Origin of the sequence: Marinobacter similis, assembly GCF_000830985.1 — a bacterium.
In the GTDB taxonomy this organism is placed as follows: Bacteria; Pseudomonadota; Gammaproteobacteria; order Pseudomonadales; family Oleiphilaceae; genus Marinobacter; species Marinobacter similis.
In genome coordinates this window covers 910,255-925,737 of sequence record NZ_CP007151.1, presented here as the reverse complement: position 1 = coordinate 925,737, position 15,483 = coordinate 910,255, and the positions used below count along the sequence as shown (strand labels likewise).

6 protein-coding genes and 4 pseudogenes are annotated in these 15,483 nt (G+C 55.3%); 6 read left to right on the top strand and 4 right to left on the bottom strand.

Going from position 1 to position 15,483, the window contains the following annotated elements; genetic code table 11:
• Nucleotides 1-77: 77 nt before the first annotated feature.
• Nucleotides 78-1,529 carry an exonuclease domain-containing protein gene (locus tag AU14_RS04170; RefSeq protein ID WP_052471957.1) on the bottom strand — a complete coding sequence of 484 codons (1,452 nt, stop codon included), beginning with the start codon at nucleotides 1,527-1,529 and terminating at the stop codon, nucleotides 78-80.
• Nucleotides 1,530-1,691: 162 nt separating this feature from the next.
• Between AU14_RS04170 and AU14_RS04165 the strand changes: the two genes are divergently transcribed.
• The 4 genes from AU14_RS04165 to AU14_RS04150 all read left to right on the top strand — a co-directional run bounded on the left by AU14_RS04165 (nucleotide 1,692) and on the right by AU14_RS04150 (nucleotide 6,619).
• Nucleotides 1,692-2,876 (top strand): DcaP family trimeric outer membrane transporter, encoded by a 1,185-nt coding sequence (locus AU14_RS04165; protein ID WP_041339172.1) that lies wholly within the window; start codon nucleotides 1,692-1,694, stop codon nucleotides 2,874-2,876.
• Between the two features lie 230 nt (nucleotides 2,877-3,106).
• The gene (locus AU14_RS04160) at nucleotides 3,107-4,525 is read left to right on the top strand and encodes a hypothetical protein (RefSeq protein WP_041339169.1); all 1,419 of its coding nucleotides are present in this window, start codon (nucleotides 3,107-3,109) and stop codon (nucleotides 4,523-4,525) included.
• A 130-nt stretch (nucleotides 4,526-4,655) separates the two neighbouring features.
• The gene (locus AU14_RS04155; protein ID WP_041339166.1) at nucleotides 4,656-6,176 is read left to right on the top strand and encodes a hypothetical protein; all 1,521 of its coding nucleotides are present in this window, start codon (nucleotides 4,656-4,658) and stop codon (nucleotides 6,174-6,176) included.
• A 239-nt stretch (nucleotides 6,177-6,415) separates the two neighbouring features.
• Nucleotides 6,416-6,619, top strand: a complete 204-nt coding sequence (locus AU14_RS04150) for a hypothetical protein (RefSeq protein ID WP_041339163.1) — start codon at nucleotides 6,416-6,418, stop codon at nucleotides 6,617-6,619.
• 209 nt (nucleotides 6,620-6,828) lie between these two features.
• Here the strand turns inward: AU14_RS04150 and aceF are convergent.
• Nucleotides 6,829-8,484 (bottom strand): annotated as a pseudogene (aceF, locus tag AU14_RS23175) (dihydrolipoyllysine-residue acetyltransferase).
• Nucleotides 8,485-8,494: 10 nt separating this feature from the next.
• Nucleotides 8,495-11,161, bottom strand: a pseudogene (gene aceE / locus AU14_RS04140) (pyruvate dehydrogenase (acetyl-transferring), homodimeric type).
• 659 nt (nucleotides 11,162-11,820) lie between these two features.
• Here aceE and AU14_RS04135 point away from each other — a divergent pair.
• Nucleotides 11,821-13,187, top strand: a pseudogene (locus tag AU14_RS04135) (KamA family radical SAM protein).
• Between the two features lie 23 nt (nucleotides 13,188-13,210).
• On the opposite strand, the gene AU14_RS04130 reads toward AU14_RS04135, so the two are convergent.
• Nucleotides 13,211-14,266, bottom strand: a complete 1,056-nt coding sequence (locus AU14_RS04130; protein WP_158498308.1) for an AraC family transcriptional regulator — start codon at nucleotides 14,264-14,266, stop codon at nucleotides 13,211-13,213.
• 103 nt (nucleotides 14,267-14,369) lie between these two features.
• Here AU14_RS04130 and AU14_RS04125 point away from each other — a divergent pair.
• Nucleotides 14,370-15,472, top strand: a pseudogene (locus AU14_RS04125) (fatty acid desaturase).
• Nucleotides 15,473-15,483: the final 11 nt, after the last annotated feature.

The window sequence follows — 15,483 nt, the reverse complement described above, 5'->3', positions numbered from 1 at the left end:
ATGAACGCATAACAATAGTAAAGTCACCGCACCAGGCAAGTAAGTACGTGTGCGGACCTAACCCCATGATACGCCACTCAGGGCATAAGCACATCCGGCGCACCAACCGCAGGAAGCTCGAGGATTTTGCGGTTTTGCCCATTCCTACCCAGCAGCGCCTTGATCAACAGCTTGTAGGAATCCAGATCGAAAGTGACCACCTGGCCGCACAGGGACAGCTCGTGCAGATCGGCTTCGTCATGCACGGTGGTTACGTGCATCCAGTTGTACACCACCAGGATGTCAGTCCTCCCGGTGAATCGGTCATGCTCCACTACCCCCACCGGACCTTTCCAGGGCCAGGTTTGCAGACGCAAGGCGTGGAACGCGATCTGGGTGCGTAGGTTATAGCGGGTGGCATCCTCCAAGCCCTCGCACGCGCCCTTGCAACGCCCAAGGGTGCGCTGAAAGCAGGCGCCTTCGTGTTCCGGCTCCAGGCCCAGCAACCGGTTGCAAAGCTCATTTTTTGCGGCGATCCCACTCAGGGCGCGCTCGGCATCACGCTTGCTCCGAAACAGACCGAAGTAGTTGCCCAGCCGATGTGGCGCAATCTCTCTCACCTGGCGGGCCTGCAGATACCCGGCATCCGTCTCGCTCAGTTCGATGCTCACCAGATTCTTGGCGGCCCGGGAGCGGCGGTTGAAGAGTGGCTTCAAGCTTTTGATCTGTTTCAGTTCCAGTAACAGCGCCCCAAGCTCGCCTGCGGTCTCAGTCCAGTCCACCCGGCGCAGGCTTTCCGACATCCGCACACCGCGGCTGGAGTTGTGGTCACCCGAGAAATGCGAAGCGACCCGCTGGGCGATATTGGTACTCTTGCCAACATACAGGAGCGCGTCGTTCTCGCCGTAAAATCGGTAAACACCTGGGCTGGCCGGCAAGTCCTGAAGCGTATCCGGCGGCAAATGGGAGGGAATACTTGGGCGCTGCAGCAAGGTGGCGATGGCCTCTTCCAGCATTTCATCGCCTTGATCGGCACGGGCATGCAGGAAAAACGACAGCATTGCCTCGACATCACCCATGGCCCGGTGACGCTGAACCCGGGCCAAACCGTGACGCTCAATCAGGGAGTCCATATTGTGGCGCCGGAACTCCGGATACAGTCGGCGGGACAACTTCACCGTGCACAACACTTTGGCAGAGAACAGACGCCCGAGCCGGCGGAATTCTGATTTGATAAAGCCATAGTCAAAGCGGGCATTGTGAGCCACAAATACAGTGCCCTTGAGCTGCTCTTCCAGCTCGTCCGCGATGTCTGCGAACAGCGGCGCATCGGCGACCATGGCGCACGTGATGCCGGTAAGACTTTCAATAAACCCGGAAATTCGGGTTTCCGGGTTCAGCAGGGTCTGCCATTCACCCACTACCTCACCAGCGCGCCAGAACCGAATACCGATCTCGGTGATCCGGTCCCGAGCAGAATTCCCCCCAGTCGTTTCGAGATCAACGAAGGCAAACGTGGCCGTATGAATAAAACAACGGTGGGTCGTAATGACGTCGTACTCCGTTCATTTGGTCAGTAGGCCTATAAATCCGCACAACAAAGGGTAATAGACTTTTGTCTAAATCATGCTCAAATTCATTTGAATTATCACAAAATTGTAACTACAGTCGAGTTGGGTCCGACAACAACAACATCGTGTTTGGAGAAAATAATGCGAAACAATAAGTTAAACGTATCCATTCGAGTGGCTACCGCACTTTTGGCGATCGGCTCAGCTGGATCGGCAAGCGCAATGAAGATCGTCGGTGATGCCGACGACATGCACGCATTAAATGGTGTTTCCGTCGAGATTTATGGCTACGCTCGACTGAACGCAAGCTATGACATTGACGAGGACATCAGCGCAGGGGCGAGAACTGGTAACTTTAGTAAAGTTAACACCGGCGCTGATGAAAATAACGAGATCAGCGGCCACTTTGGTGCGGATGCCTTCCAGAGCCGTATTGGTGTGCTCACCACACATTCGTCGGGCTTGAAAGTAAGAGTCGAAAGCGACTTCGAAACCAACGGTAACGGGCTGAGATTGCGCCATGCGTATGGCGAGTACATGGGCGTTCTGGCCGGTCAAAACTGGTCGAACTATACTAGTTTCGTTGGGTACACACCAACTCTGGATTTCGACGGCCTGCCCGGTAATGCCGGCGTTCAATTCCGGTCTGCTCAGCTGCGCTACACCACTGGACCTCTCTCAGTATCACTGGAAGAGCCGCTTAGCTACAACGGGTTGATTGACACTGCAGGTGGCGGCGATGAGAAAGAAGGCCTGCCAGTTCTGACCGCGCGGCTTGAAGACTCCGCCGGTGCCGTTTCATATTCTGTTGCAGGTTTTGTCCGCAATCTTGGATATGACACTGGAACCGAGGATGACAGCGCAGTTGCATACGGTGCATTTGGTGCCGTAACCCTGTCCGTAACTGATGACATTAACTTCAACGGTGTTATTAACTATACCAACGGTTCGAACACCTACCTGTATCGCTCTGGCGAAAACTTCGCTGCCGAAGACGGCTACGTTGATCCTGCCACGGGTGATCTTGAGTTGATCAGCGGGTATGGCGGAACCGTGGGCATGACCTACAAGATTGGTGGCGGTCGCTCGGTCAACTTGGGCGTTGGCATGACCAACGTTGATTGGGATGATGCTCTTCGGGATCTGGGCGCAGGCACGATCAACGATAAGCACGAGAAGAACACCAGTGCACTCATCAACTACCAGTGGTCACCTGTTAAGCATGCCACTATGGGCATTGAGTACGGGTACTACATGGTGGATGAAGTCGACGGTGACGACGGTGACGCCAGCCGTCTTCTGTTTGCAGCACAATACAACTTCTAACATAGTTTGAACGCTAGGGACTGATGATTTGGCATCAAGGGTCTGACAAGACCGAAAAGATGCCAAATCAGAATAGGCAGGGACGCCTTTAACCTACCAATAATCGCCCAGCACTAGACCCACGGGCCTTTTAGACTATTTGTTGTTCTGGTCAAATTGCCCGAAAGCCATGTGCGGAGCGTTTCCGGCACACTTAGTGGCCATGCTTTAGCCTCAGGAGGATAACCAAGGTGAAAGCTCTCAAGCAGACAGGCCTTTACCCCGCAATCGTTCTCGCTCATATCACTCTCGCCAGCACTGCGGTTCACGCGGCAAAGTATGAGTTCCACGGTGACATGAACAATCGGTTCCAAGCCTACAGCAATCAACGAGACTGGTTTAACGGCTCCGGACTTACGGGCAAAGAGGGCACTCTAAAGGACGACGGCAAATCCGAAAATTTCGGAGAGCTCAAGTATCGCTTTTGGTTTGAAGCAGCGACCGACAACGACGAAGTCCGAGGTGTGTACGCAACCGAAATTGGGGGTATCCGTTATGGTGAGGGGTCGGGTGGCGACTATTCCGGGGATGGCACAAACGTAGAAACCCGTTGGGCATACGTTGATTTCGGCGTACCTTCCAACCTGGCTCATCGCATTAAGATGGGATTACAGCCGGTTACCGTCGATAAGCATCTTTGGCACGAAACTGCGACCAGCGTTATGGCCAAAGGGCCTTTGACAACAGCCTGGGATTACCAACTTTTATGGGGACGTGGCGACTCCTCCAACGAAAATGCTGCCGAGTCCGATGATGACGGCTTCGATGGTGCCGACAATTTCGCAGTGAACCTTGATGGCCAGGTGTCCCCGGACTTGCACATCGGCGGATTTGTGCTGTACCAGATCAACGACCAAGTCTCTGAGGGCGTGGGCAGCATTGACAGCACTGGCTACGAACTAAAAGCTATAGCCGATAATTCCGAATACGATGTCACGAATGTTGGCGGAACCTTTGACTTCAGAAGCCCCCTGAGTAACAGCGAGCTCTTTCTGAAGGGGACCGCAATTTATCAAACCGGAACGATAAAGGGCGTTAACTTTACACCTTTGTCTGGCGCAACGAACCCCAACGACAGCTATGATTTGGGAGCCTATTTTTTGCGCGGTGATGTAGGCATAGATATTGGCGCAACCACGTTTACGTACACCCTCTGGTATTCGTCCGGCGATGACGACGCCAACGACGACAACTTTGATGCATTCATTGCCACCGATGTCGACATCAACGAGAGCATGATTTTCCAGGAAAACTTTACTGACGATGACTACTTTGCCGAGACCGCATACTTGCTCGACAAAGGCTACCTGATGAACAAATTCCAGGTAGACCACAAGCTCTCTCACCAAGTTACGATCAGCGGTATCGCTATTTATAACGCCTTGGCAGAAGACGTTACGCTCGGTGACGGAAGTGAAGATAATTCGCTTGGCTTTGAATTTGGAGGTCGCCTAACCTATAAGCCAAATCAAAACCTGGAACTTGCGGCCGAAGCGGCCTACCTTGTAGCAGACGACGCTATGGATGCTTTTGAGGAACCAGCCCTTCAAGATGGCGATGCGGACGAAAACATTACGCACATTGCAGGCCGGGTCCGCTACAAGTTTTAAGTAGCGTCAACGCCGCCTTGCAAGCTAATCAACAGGGAACGCGCTTTTATTTAAAGCCGTTCCCTTTTTTATACCCATATTCGATTCACTGTATCTTTTCAGTGTCTTATACCCAGGTAAAAACGCGACAATGCTCAAAAAGTTTTTTTCAGTTACGTTTGCTCTTTGCTTCGCTCAGCCGGTTCTCGCTGAGACAAGCGAAATTTCTCGCATCGCCGAGGAGTATAGTGGGCTCAGCGGCACTGTCATTCCTGCTCCCAATTCTGAGGCAAAACGTACCTATATCGACCTTGGAACGGAGGATGGTGTCAGGGCCGGCGACGTGTTTACTGTGTTCAGCCGCAAGGAAAGTGTAGAGCATCCGATTACGAACGAGAAAATTGCCATTGAGCCCAGCGTAGAGACAGTACTGGGTATTACCCGCTCGAACCAGAGTTACTCGGATGCCCAGATACTCAAAGGAAAGCCGCCGGCCCCCGGCTCGAGAATTAAACGCTTTGGCGGGCTTCCGGCCTATTTCATCGATACAGAAACTAAAGGCCGAGACCTTTACGCTAAACTTAGGCGCCAGATCCCCCAAATAAAGTGGCTTGGGTATCTAAACGCCCCCCTCGATGAAGCGCGAACGGGCTTCAATGGATTGATATTTAGGTACTCAGAGCCTACTTTGCAAGTCGATTACGTGCCAGGCTGGCCGGTCGGGAGCCATTCCTTGGGCAAGCACCATTTTGCGCCCCAAGCCCAAGACCTCACAGCCAGACCTCAAAACGAACGAGGTCATCAGATAGATCCCAACTACGTGCTTTCGCTTGAGCCTCGACCAATATCGAGCGATATCCTTGTTCAGGAGAGCCGAATTCTGATTGCTGCGGGTACTGCGGACCAAGTTACCATCACCTCCATCGCGGACGACCAAGCCCGGGAATTGACCCGCTTCACGGTTCCGAATAAAAACCAACTTCTGGCAGTAAGGTGGTGGAAACCCCAAAACCTCCCTCAAACGTTCTTGGCGCTAACTACCTGGGATGGGAAAGACGTTGAGGGCATGCTTCTAATGCTGGATACAGACCAAGTCACTGTCCTTCGCACTGACCTTCCTTTCATCCTCGGAGCATTCGATTTGAATGCCGACAAGACTCCAGAAACACTGATCGGACAGGCGTTTGAGAGAGAACGTTTTTTCGGTCGATCTGTGCAAGAACTGACACTCAACAGCAACCTCAGTCTCCGACTGCAAAAGCCCGCCCTGCATTTACCAGATACGTTTAACGTTATCGGAGCCCTAATTGCGGATTTAACGGGTGACGAACAAATGGAATTCGTATCTATCCGTAATCAAGAACTCATCGTTAAAGACAACGATGGAAATATTCTTCACCGTACCGCCAGAAATGTCGGTACGCGTACCTCCTCCCTAATATACGAACTCGACCCAGAGCGAGAGTTTAGCCCCGTGATCCATGTCTACCTTAACCCCTCACCGATATTGGCAACACAAATCGAAGCGCAACACCCAGCAATCCTTTTCCCCAGATCGCAGGAACCTCCGCCAAGTTTCTCTCATCAGGCAACCACGCCAGCCAAACCCAGCTGGGCTACCTCAGATTCAGGGATGACCAACCCATTGAAAGCGACTTACCGTATTGGCTGAAAGGCACTATCACCGGATTGGCAGAAAAAGATGGAGTGATCTGGACCTTACTAACTTATGACGCGTCAAGCAGGAAACAGGGAGCGAACCTTTTATCAATGCCAGTCGGCTATTAAAGCTCTTCATTCTTCCCTTTAAAAATTTGGTAGACAGCGCAATTACTTTTTAAATTTCAGCTCCGATTCAGATACTTCTGTTCTACTGGTAGTGCAGTACACGGAAGAAAAGAGGACGCAGCTATGAAAAAAGTAATCGGTATTGCTTTTTTGGTTTCAATGCTCGTAAGTCCATGGGCTGTATCCAGCCCGGATGGGGGCCTTGTTGACCGCATCAACGAAGCTCGAACCTACCCAAATAAAGCTGAAGCCGTAGAAATTGCCGATAAGGAGAAAATGCAACATCGGAAGATGCACAGCGAAAAGAGACACTCTCCTCACAAGTAATCCAGTTCCTAATAGGCGACCCTCCGAGTCAAACGGCAAGGGTCGCCAACAGACCGGTCGTTCCCTCCCCTAACTCATCTGCTTCCGCTGGCAAAGACCACTAAAACATGCTCGTTGCACTTGCTCACTAAAGACAGAGGTTTCTAGTTTCTTCGTGCGCCGGAGCGTTTAGGCCGCGAGAGCACTCAGCATCTCGCGGCCTTGAAACGCTACAAAAGCAGCTCTCTTAGGTCAGACAACAGGCGGCTCAAACAGCTCGTAAACCGCGCAGCATCCGCGCCATTTACTGCACGGTGATCGTAGGACAGCGACAGCGGCAACATCAGCCGGGGCTGAAACGCCTTACCGTCCCAAACCGGCTTCATCGCCGCCTTGGATACCCCCAGGATAGCCACTTCCGGCGTGTTCACGATCGGCGTGAACGCAGTGCCCCCAATACCACCCAGACTGGTGATGGTGAAGCAGGCGCCCTGCATCTCTGCCGGTTTCAGCTGCTTGTCCCGGGCCTTCTGGGCCAGCTCGGCACTTTCTGCCGCCAACTCCCACAAGCCCTTCTGATCGACGTTGCGAATCACCGGAACCATCAGCCCGTGCGGCGTATCCACGGCAATGCCGATGTGGATGTACTTCTTGCGGATGACTTCCTTCTTGTCCATGTCCAGAGAGACATTGAACTGAGGCAGCTCCGCCAGCGCCGTGGCACAGGCCTTCAACATGAAGGGCAGCGGTGTCATCTTCACACCTTTCTTCTCGCCTGCGGCCTTTTGGGCCTTACGGAAGGCTTCCATGTCGGTGATGTCCGCGTCCTCGAACTGTGTGACATGAGGCACGTTCAGCCAGCTGCGCTGCATGTTGGTGGCCGTGGCCGACATCATGCGTGACATCGCTTCTTTTTCGATCTCACCAAACTGGCTGAAGTCCGGCAGCTTGACCCCGGGAATACCGGAACCGGTACCCACGGAGCCACCCTGCTGAGCCTGCTGCAACTGGCTCTTCACGTAAGCCTGGACATCGTCTTTCACGATCCGGTTCTTGGGGCCTGAGCCTTAACACGGGTCAGATCGGCGCCCAATTCACGGGCCAGCTTACGCACGGCCGGGCCAGCATGGACCTTGGTGCCCGGCGCGGGCGGCTCGTAAGTAGCACCCTGGGGCTCAGGAGCAGCTTTCTCCTGCTTGGGCTGCTGCGCCTTGCCTCATCCTTCTTGGCTTCCTTGGCGGGCTCCGCCTCGGCCTGATCGCCTGACTCGCCACCCTCTTCCTCGACGGTCATCTCGAGCAGATCATCGCCTTCGGACAGTTTGTCGCCCTCGGACACCAGGATCTTGCCAACCTTGCCCGCGTAGGGCGCCGGAATCTCCATGGTGGCTTTGTCTGACTCGACCGTCACCAGGCGTCGTCCGCCTCGATGGAATCGCCTTCGGCGACGTTGATCTCGATCACCGGGACATTGTCGAAGCCATCCAGAGCCGGAACCTTAACGGTTTCCTTGCGCGAGCCACCGCCTTTTTTCGCGGCCGGCTTGCTTGGCTCTGCCTTATCGGAAGAGCTGTCAGCGGATTTAGCCTCAGATGCCTGCTCTGACTTGTCGTCAGACTCCTCTTCGGCGTCGTCTTCGCCACCGGCACCACCCATTTCCATGGTGCCGACCACGTCGCCTTCCTTGACCTTGTCACCGACCTTCACACTGATGTTGGTGATCTTGCCGGTGCCGGGCGAAGGCAGCTCAACCGATGCCTTGTCGGACTCAACCGTCAGAATCGGATCCTCTTCTTCAACCGAATCCCCCTTGCTGACGATGATTTCAATAACCTCGACCTCGTCCGCACCGCCGAGATCGGGAACCTTGATTTCCTGTTCACTCATGGCGGTCTCCTTAGCTCAGCACCGGGTTCGTTTTGTTGCGATCGATTCCGTACTTCCGCATGGCTTCGAGAACCACATCCTTCTTAACTTCACCGTCCTGCGCCAGTGCCGACAGAGCGGTCACGGCCACGTGATAACGGTCAACTTCGAAGTGACTGCGCAGCTTCTCGCGGGTGTCACTGCGACCGTAACCATCGGTACCCAGGGTAACGAAAGTCTGCGGAATGAAGGCGCGAACCTGCTCGGAGAACAACTTCATGTAGTCAGTGGAAGACACCACCGGCCCCTGCTGCTTCTCTAGGCACTCGGTGATGTACGCCTTCTTCGGCGAATCGTCCGGGTGCAGTCGGTTCCAGCGGTCGACATGCTGACCGTCACGGGCCAGCTCGTTGAAGCTGGTGACACTCCAGACATCACTGGCAATCTCAAAGTCTTCCTTCAGCAGTTCGGCAGCAGCACGCACCTCGTTGAGGATGGCGCCAGCGCCCAGCAGCTGAACCCGCGGCGACTTCTTGCGGCCTTTGGTCTCTACGGAATCGAGAAGGTACATACTTCATGATGCCGTCTTCAACCTTCTTGCCTTTCGGCATGGCCGGCTGCTCGTAGTTTTCGTTCTCGATCGTCAGGTAGTAGTAGACATTCTGGTTGTCCTCGAACATCTCCTTGATACCGTGCTGCACGATAACGGCCATTTCGTAACCGTAGGCCGGGTCGTACGACTTACAGCTCGGAATGGTCTGCGCCAGAATATGGCTGTGACCATCCTGGTGCTGCAGGCCTTCACCGTTCAGCGTGGTTCGACCGGCGGTACCGCCAACCAGGAAGCCCCGCGCCTGGATATCGCCAGCAGCCCAGGCCAGATCGCCTACACGCTGGAAACCAAACATGGAGTAGAAGATGTAGAACGGCACCAGCGGGAAGTTGTTGGTGCTGTATGACGTGGCCGCCGCGATCCAGGCTGCCATGGAGCCATCTTCGTTGATGCCTTCCTCAAGGATCTGACCTTTCTTGTCTTCCTTGTAGTACATGATCTGTTCACGGTCTTCCGGCACGTACTTCTGGCCTTCGGACGTGTAGATACCCAGCTGGCGGAACATGCCTTCCATACCGAAGGTCCGCGCCTCGTCTGGCACGATCGGTACTACCCGCTTGCCGATGCGCTTGTCTTTGGTGAGCGCAGTCAGCAGGCGAACGAACGCCATGGTGGTGGAGATCTCGCGACCATTGGAGCCTTCCAGAAGTGCCTTGAAGGTATCCAGCGGCGGCGTTTCCAGACGCTGGCAGTCTTTCCGACGCTTCGGATAGAAACCACCAAGCTCCTGACGACGCTTTTTCATGTACAGCATTTCCGGGCTGTCCGGCGCCGGACGGTAGTAGGGAACCTCTTTCAGCTCCTCGTCCTTCAGCGGCACGCCAAACCGGTCCCGGAACGCCTTCAGCTGTTCCAAATCCAGCTTCTTCAGCGAGTGGGCGGTGTTCTGGCTTCGCCGGCGGTGCCGAAGCCGTAACCCTTGATGGTGTGCGCCAGGATAACGGTCGGACGGTTACCGTGATCGTGGACTGCCTTGTGATAGGCCGCGTAGATCTTGTAGGGATCGTGACCGCCCCGGTTCAGCTTACCGATGTCTTCATCAGACAGATTTTCCACCAGCTTGGACAGCTCCGGGTACTTGCCGAAGAAGTTCTTGCGGGTGTAGGCCGGACCGTTGCTCTTGAAGTTCTGCAGGTCGCCGTCGACAGCTTCGTCCATCACGCGCTGCATCAGGCCATCTTTGTCCTTCTCGAACAGCGGATCCCACATGCGGCCCCAGACTACTTTGAGCACGTTCCAGCCAGCACCACGGAAGATACCTTCCAGTTCCTGGATGATCTTGCCATTGCCCCGTACCGGGCCATCGAGGCGCTGCAGGTTGCAGTTAACCACGAAGATCAGGTTGCTCAGGTTTTCCCGGCCGGCCATGGAAATGGAGCCCAGGGTTTCCGGCTCGTCACACTCACCGTCACCAACAAAGCACCAGACTTTCCGGTCGCCCATGTCGATCAGTTCGCGGCTGTGCAGGTACTTCATGACGTGTGCCTGGTAAATGGCCTGAATCGGCCCCAGACCCATGGACACAGTCGGGAACTGCCAGTAATCCGGCATCAGCCAGGGGTGCGGATAGGACGACAGGCCATCGCCATCAACCTCTTCCCGATACTTGTCCAACTGTGCTTCCTCGAACCGACCTTCAAGGTAGGAACGGGCATAGATGCCGGGCGATGAATGGCCCTGGAAGTAAACAAGGTCAGATTCGCGCTTCTCGTCACCACCGTGGAAGAAGTAGTTAAAGCCTACATCATAGAGAGTCGCGGCCGAGGAGAAGGAAGAGACGTGCCCACCCAGCTCACCAGGACGCTGATTCGCCCGAAGCACCATGGCCATGGCGTTCCAGCGGATGAGCGAGCGAATACGGCGCTCCATAAACAGATCACCCGGCATCCGCGCTTCCTTTGTGGCCGGAATGCTGTTGCGGAATGGCGTGGTAATTGAATATGGCAGCTCAGTGCCTTCTCGGCTTGCCCGCTCGGACAGCCTCTCAAGAATGTACTTGGCCCGGTCAACGCCTTCCTGCTCGATCAGAGATTCAAGCGCGTCCAGCCATTCACTGGTTTCAATGGGATCATCGTCCTGGTACATCAAACCCTCCCCTTGGCATCAAAGAGTGCCGCGCTGGCCACGATCAGCAGTCACGCGCGTGCGGTGTAGATAAGCTGCGATGGATTGCAGAGTATTGTTATGGGTGTATAAGCGAAGCAGCGGCGACGGCGTACCGTGCCTGAACCTTCCTCAAGCATAGAACAGCCTCACCACTTTGCCTGTCTGATCACCCTGAAAGATAACGGCTTTTGGCCCGAGGCCGCCGATCGAGCTGGACACAGAGGGAACACAACGCCCGAAAGTAGTATTTTTACTACATTATCATTAGCAAGCTCAATCAAACGACGTGTTTTCTCCCGTTTACAGGAATAACTTGCGGTTAGTTACGGAAGAATGACCGTTTTTGGACCATCAAACAACCTCATTCAGACCAAGGTCGTAGGGGCAGCAATTCATCACAATTCATTCTTACGCTAAATTTTTTAAGCGCGGCTATTTACGATATTTCCATGACATTAGCTGAAGTTTCCCGCCAATTCGGCGTTAGCAAACCTCTAACGTGCGTTCAGGACTGGCTTTTTTAATTAGACCTGAAAATAAACAGTAAGTTATGTATACTCGCCTGCCCGTTTTTTAACCAGCGGAGAGGCGGCGATTCCGCCCTCCTGTCTTATGGCATACAACACAGAGGGCGATCTATGAACTCCATCGTCAGCTTTCCCAACCGGATTCCGACTACCGAATTCGAGGAGCGGCGCTTCAAGGTCTACACCGACAAGCAGCTCGACAAGATCGACATCATTCAAGACACCCTGCCCGAGGCCACCCTGTTCGAAATGAAGGTGGTCGCCAGCGTGCTGCCGTTCCGGGTAAACGAATACGTGATCAACGAGCTGATCAACTGGGACAAGGTGCCCAACGACCCGATTTACCAGCTGGTCTTCCCGCAAAAAGCCATGCTGAAGGACGAGCATTACGAGCGCATGGCGCAATTGCATCGGGACGGAGCCGACAAGAAGGAGATCCAGGCGGTCGCCAAGGAAATCCGCGACGACCTGAACCCGCACCCGGCCGGCAGATGGAAATGAACATGCCGGAACTGGATGGCGAAGTGCTGGACGGCGTTCAGCACAAGTACCGGGAAACCGTGCTGTTCTTCCCGGCCCAGGGACAAACTTGCCACTCCTACTGCACCTTCTGTTTCCGCTGGGCTCAGTTTGTCGGCGATAAAGACCTGAAGATGGCCAGTACCGAAGCCGAAAAGCTGCACGGCTACCTGCAGGAACACACCGAGGTGACCGACCTGCTTGTGACCGGCGGCGACCCGATGGTGATGAAGACCAAGCACCTGGTGCAGTACCTGGAGCCGCTCCTGGAACCGGAGTTCGACCACATCCAGACCATTCGGATTGGCACCAAGGCGCTGACCTTCTGGCCGTATCGTTTCGTTACCGATAAAGACGCCGAAGAGCTAATCGATCTGTTCGCCAAGCTGGTGGACGGAGGCAAGCACGTGGCGATTATGGCCCACTACAACCACTGGCAGGAAATCACCACCGATATCGCTGAAGAGGCTATCCGCCGCATTCGTGCCACCGGTGCCGAGATTCGTGCCCAGGGCCCGCTGATCAAGCACGTGAACGACGACGCCGACGCCTGGGCCAAGCTCTGGAAGAAGGAAGTGCAGCTCGGCATCATCCCCTACTACATGTTCGTAGAGCGGGACACCGGCGCCAAGAACTACTTTGAGGTGCCGCTGGTCGAGGCCTTCCATATCTACCGCGAAGCCATGAAGAAGGTCAGCGGCTTGGCCCGCACTGCCCGTGGCCCGTCAATGAGTGCCGGCCCCGGCAAGGTGGAAATTCAGGGCATCGCCGAGATCAAAGGCGAGAAGGTGTTTGTTCTGCGCTTCCTGCAGGGCCGCAACCCGGACTGGGTTCAGCGCCCGTTCTTTGCCAAGTACAGCGAGACGGCAACCTGGTTGCATGAGCTGGAGCCGGCATTCGGAGAAGAAAAGTTCTTCTTTGAGGACGAGTTCGAGCAGATGAAGAAGGGGAAAAGCTGAACCTGCTCCTGTTCCGGGCGCCGCTAACCTGGCGCCCGTGCATATTCCCGCGGCGAACGCCCGGTCCAGCGGCGAAACGCCCGACTGAAATTGGTGACATCGGAATACCCCAGCAGATCCGACACCTGACCAATGCTTTTCTGACCCACCGCAAGCAGCCGCATGGCATGCTGCTGACGCATGGATTCCACAAGTTCTCGGAACACCATATCTTCAGCGCGCAATCGACGCTGCAGGGTACGGGGTGTAACGTTCAGCTTTGCGGCCACCTCCTCGATTGAGGCAAAACCCATTCCCTCGTCGAACACCAGGTCCCGCACCTGCTGCACCAGCGTGCGCCCACCACCCAGACGCCCCAACTCCTCCTTGCATTGCTCTCGGGCGACCCGCGCCGCCACCGGATCAGACATCACCAGCGGGAGGTCCAGAATCGACCGCTCGAAGATAAAGCCGTTGAAGCCGCCCTCGAAGGTCAGTGGGCCGACCATCAGGTGGTCGAAGCGGCTCATGTACGAGGGCCTAGCAAAACGGACAACGCCCTTGCCCCGGAGCCTGGTGCCTGTGAGCGCCTCCGCCATCGCGGCGAAGCCGGTAAGCAGGAACATGGCACCCACTTCCCCCAATCTGTAACGCTCGTCGAGCTCGACTAAGGCCAGACGCACATGTTGGCCATGTGGATCCAGGCGCAACTCCAGGTCCGAAGAGGGCATTTTGAAATAGGCAATGGCGATATCCAGCGCTGCGCCCAGGGTTCTTGCCACCATCGCGGCCTGACCGATAACACCGTGACAGGACACCTTCATCTGTAGCCCCATCAGGAAACCGATACCCGGCTCGCCGGTCAGCGAGATGGCCTGCTTAATCAACCGAGCGAAACAGTCCCTTGGCAGGCGGAACCCGCTGCGCAGCAAGTCTTCGATAGCCAGACCTTCGTGCCCCAGCAAGTCTTCCATCGGCACATTCCATCGCTCTACCACATCAATCAGCAGCAGCACATAGGTGCCCGGAACTGTCGGCTGGCTCGACACAATTGAAACCGGTGTCCTGGCGGCTGTCGCCAAATGATCGTTTTTTGTCATCGAATCATACCCCCCACTGGCATGGCCAGAGCCACAATACCAGCTGACAAAACCGGGTGTAGGTGCCCGGTTGACGTACCCAATCGTTAAAAAGGTCAAAACCATGCCTGTTGATCCCAACACCCTGAACGACGCGGAAAAGACCGAACACATCCGCAAAACCATCCTGGAAGAGGGGCGAGCCCTGCGCCGCCGACACCCGTGGCTGGAAAGACACCAGAACCTGATTGGTGCCACCATCATGGCCGTTTCGCTGCTGGGCATGATTGCCAGCGGCTCGCTCTATGTGATGGAGCTCATTCCTTGGTGGGTCTGTGTTCCGGTGACTGCCATCTTTGCGTCGCTCATCCACGAGCTTGAGCACGATCTGATTCACCTGATGTACTTCAAGAACCGGCCCTGGGCCAACGATCTGATGCTGGCGCTGGGGTGGTTGGCCCGAGCCAGCACCATCAGCCCGTTCGTACGACGCAAGTTGCACCTGCACCACCACAAATTCAGCGGTACAGAGAGCGATCTGGAGGAACGCGGCATCACAAACGGTGAGCGCTGGGGCGTGCGACGCCTGCTGATGACCGGAGACAACATGCTGGCCGTGCTGCTGCGGCCCTTTACCATGCATAGCGCGGTACGTGAGTACATCCGCAGCCAGAAGCCTGCGTCACCGGGCGACGCCAGAAAGATGAGACTGCAACAGCTGCTCGCCTATGCGCCGCTTGGCAACCTCTACTACCTGCTGTTCCACGGCTGGATACTTACCCAGGTGGTACTGTTTACGGCGCGGCTTGCCGGCGCCCCGATCAACCCGCCGGATGGACTGGCAACCGCGTTGGCGGCGCTAAATACGTTTGCAGTGGTGTACATGCTGCCGTCTTTCCTGCGCACTTTCTGCCTGCACTTCATCAGCTCCAATATGCACTACTATGGCGATGTCGAGCCAGAAACGTGATGCAGCAGTGCCAGGTTCTCAACCCCTGGTGGTTAACGCCCATGCAGCTGTTTTGCTTCAACTTTGGCAGCACTCACGCCATCCATCACTTCGCTGTTCGGGAACCCTTTTATATCCGGCAGTGGACAGCGCCGAAGGCCCACAGAGTGATGAAAGAGATGGGAGTCCGGTTCAACGATTACGGATCGTTTCTGCGGGGAAACAGGTTTCATCGGAACACGCCTGCGGAACGTCATCAAGCCGTTTTGATACCTTAAGGTTCGACCTC

What these genes read in the sequence shown, in the direction of transcription:
- AU14_RS04165 (WP_041339172.1), top strand. Translation starts at nt 1,692, where the DNA reads ATGCGAAACAATAAGTTAAACGTATCCATTCGAGTGGCTACCGCACTT.
- AU14_RS04130 (WP_158498308.1), bottom strand. Translation starts at nt 14,266, where the DNA reads ATGACAAAAAACGATCATTTGGCGACAGCCGCCAGGACACCGGTTTCA.
- AU14_RS04155 (WP_041339166.1), top strand. Translation starts at nt 4,656, where the DNA reads ATGCTCAAAAAGTTTTTTTCAGTTACGTTTGCTCTTTGCTTCGCTCAG.
- AU14_RS04150 (WP_041339163.1), top strand. Translation starts at nt 6,416, where the DNA reads ATGAAAAAAGTAATCGGTATTGCTTTTTTGGTTTCAATGCTCGTAAGT.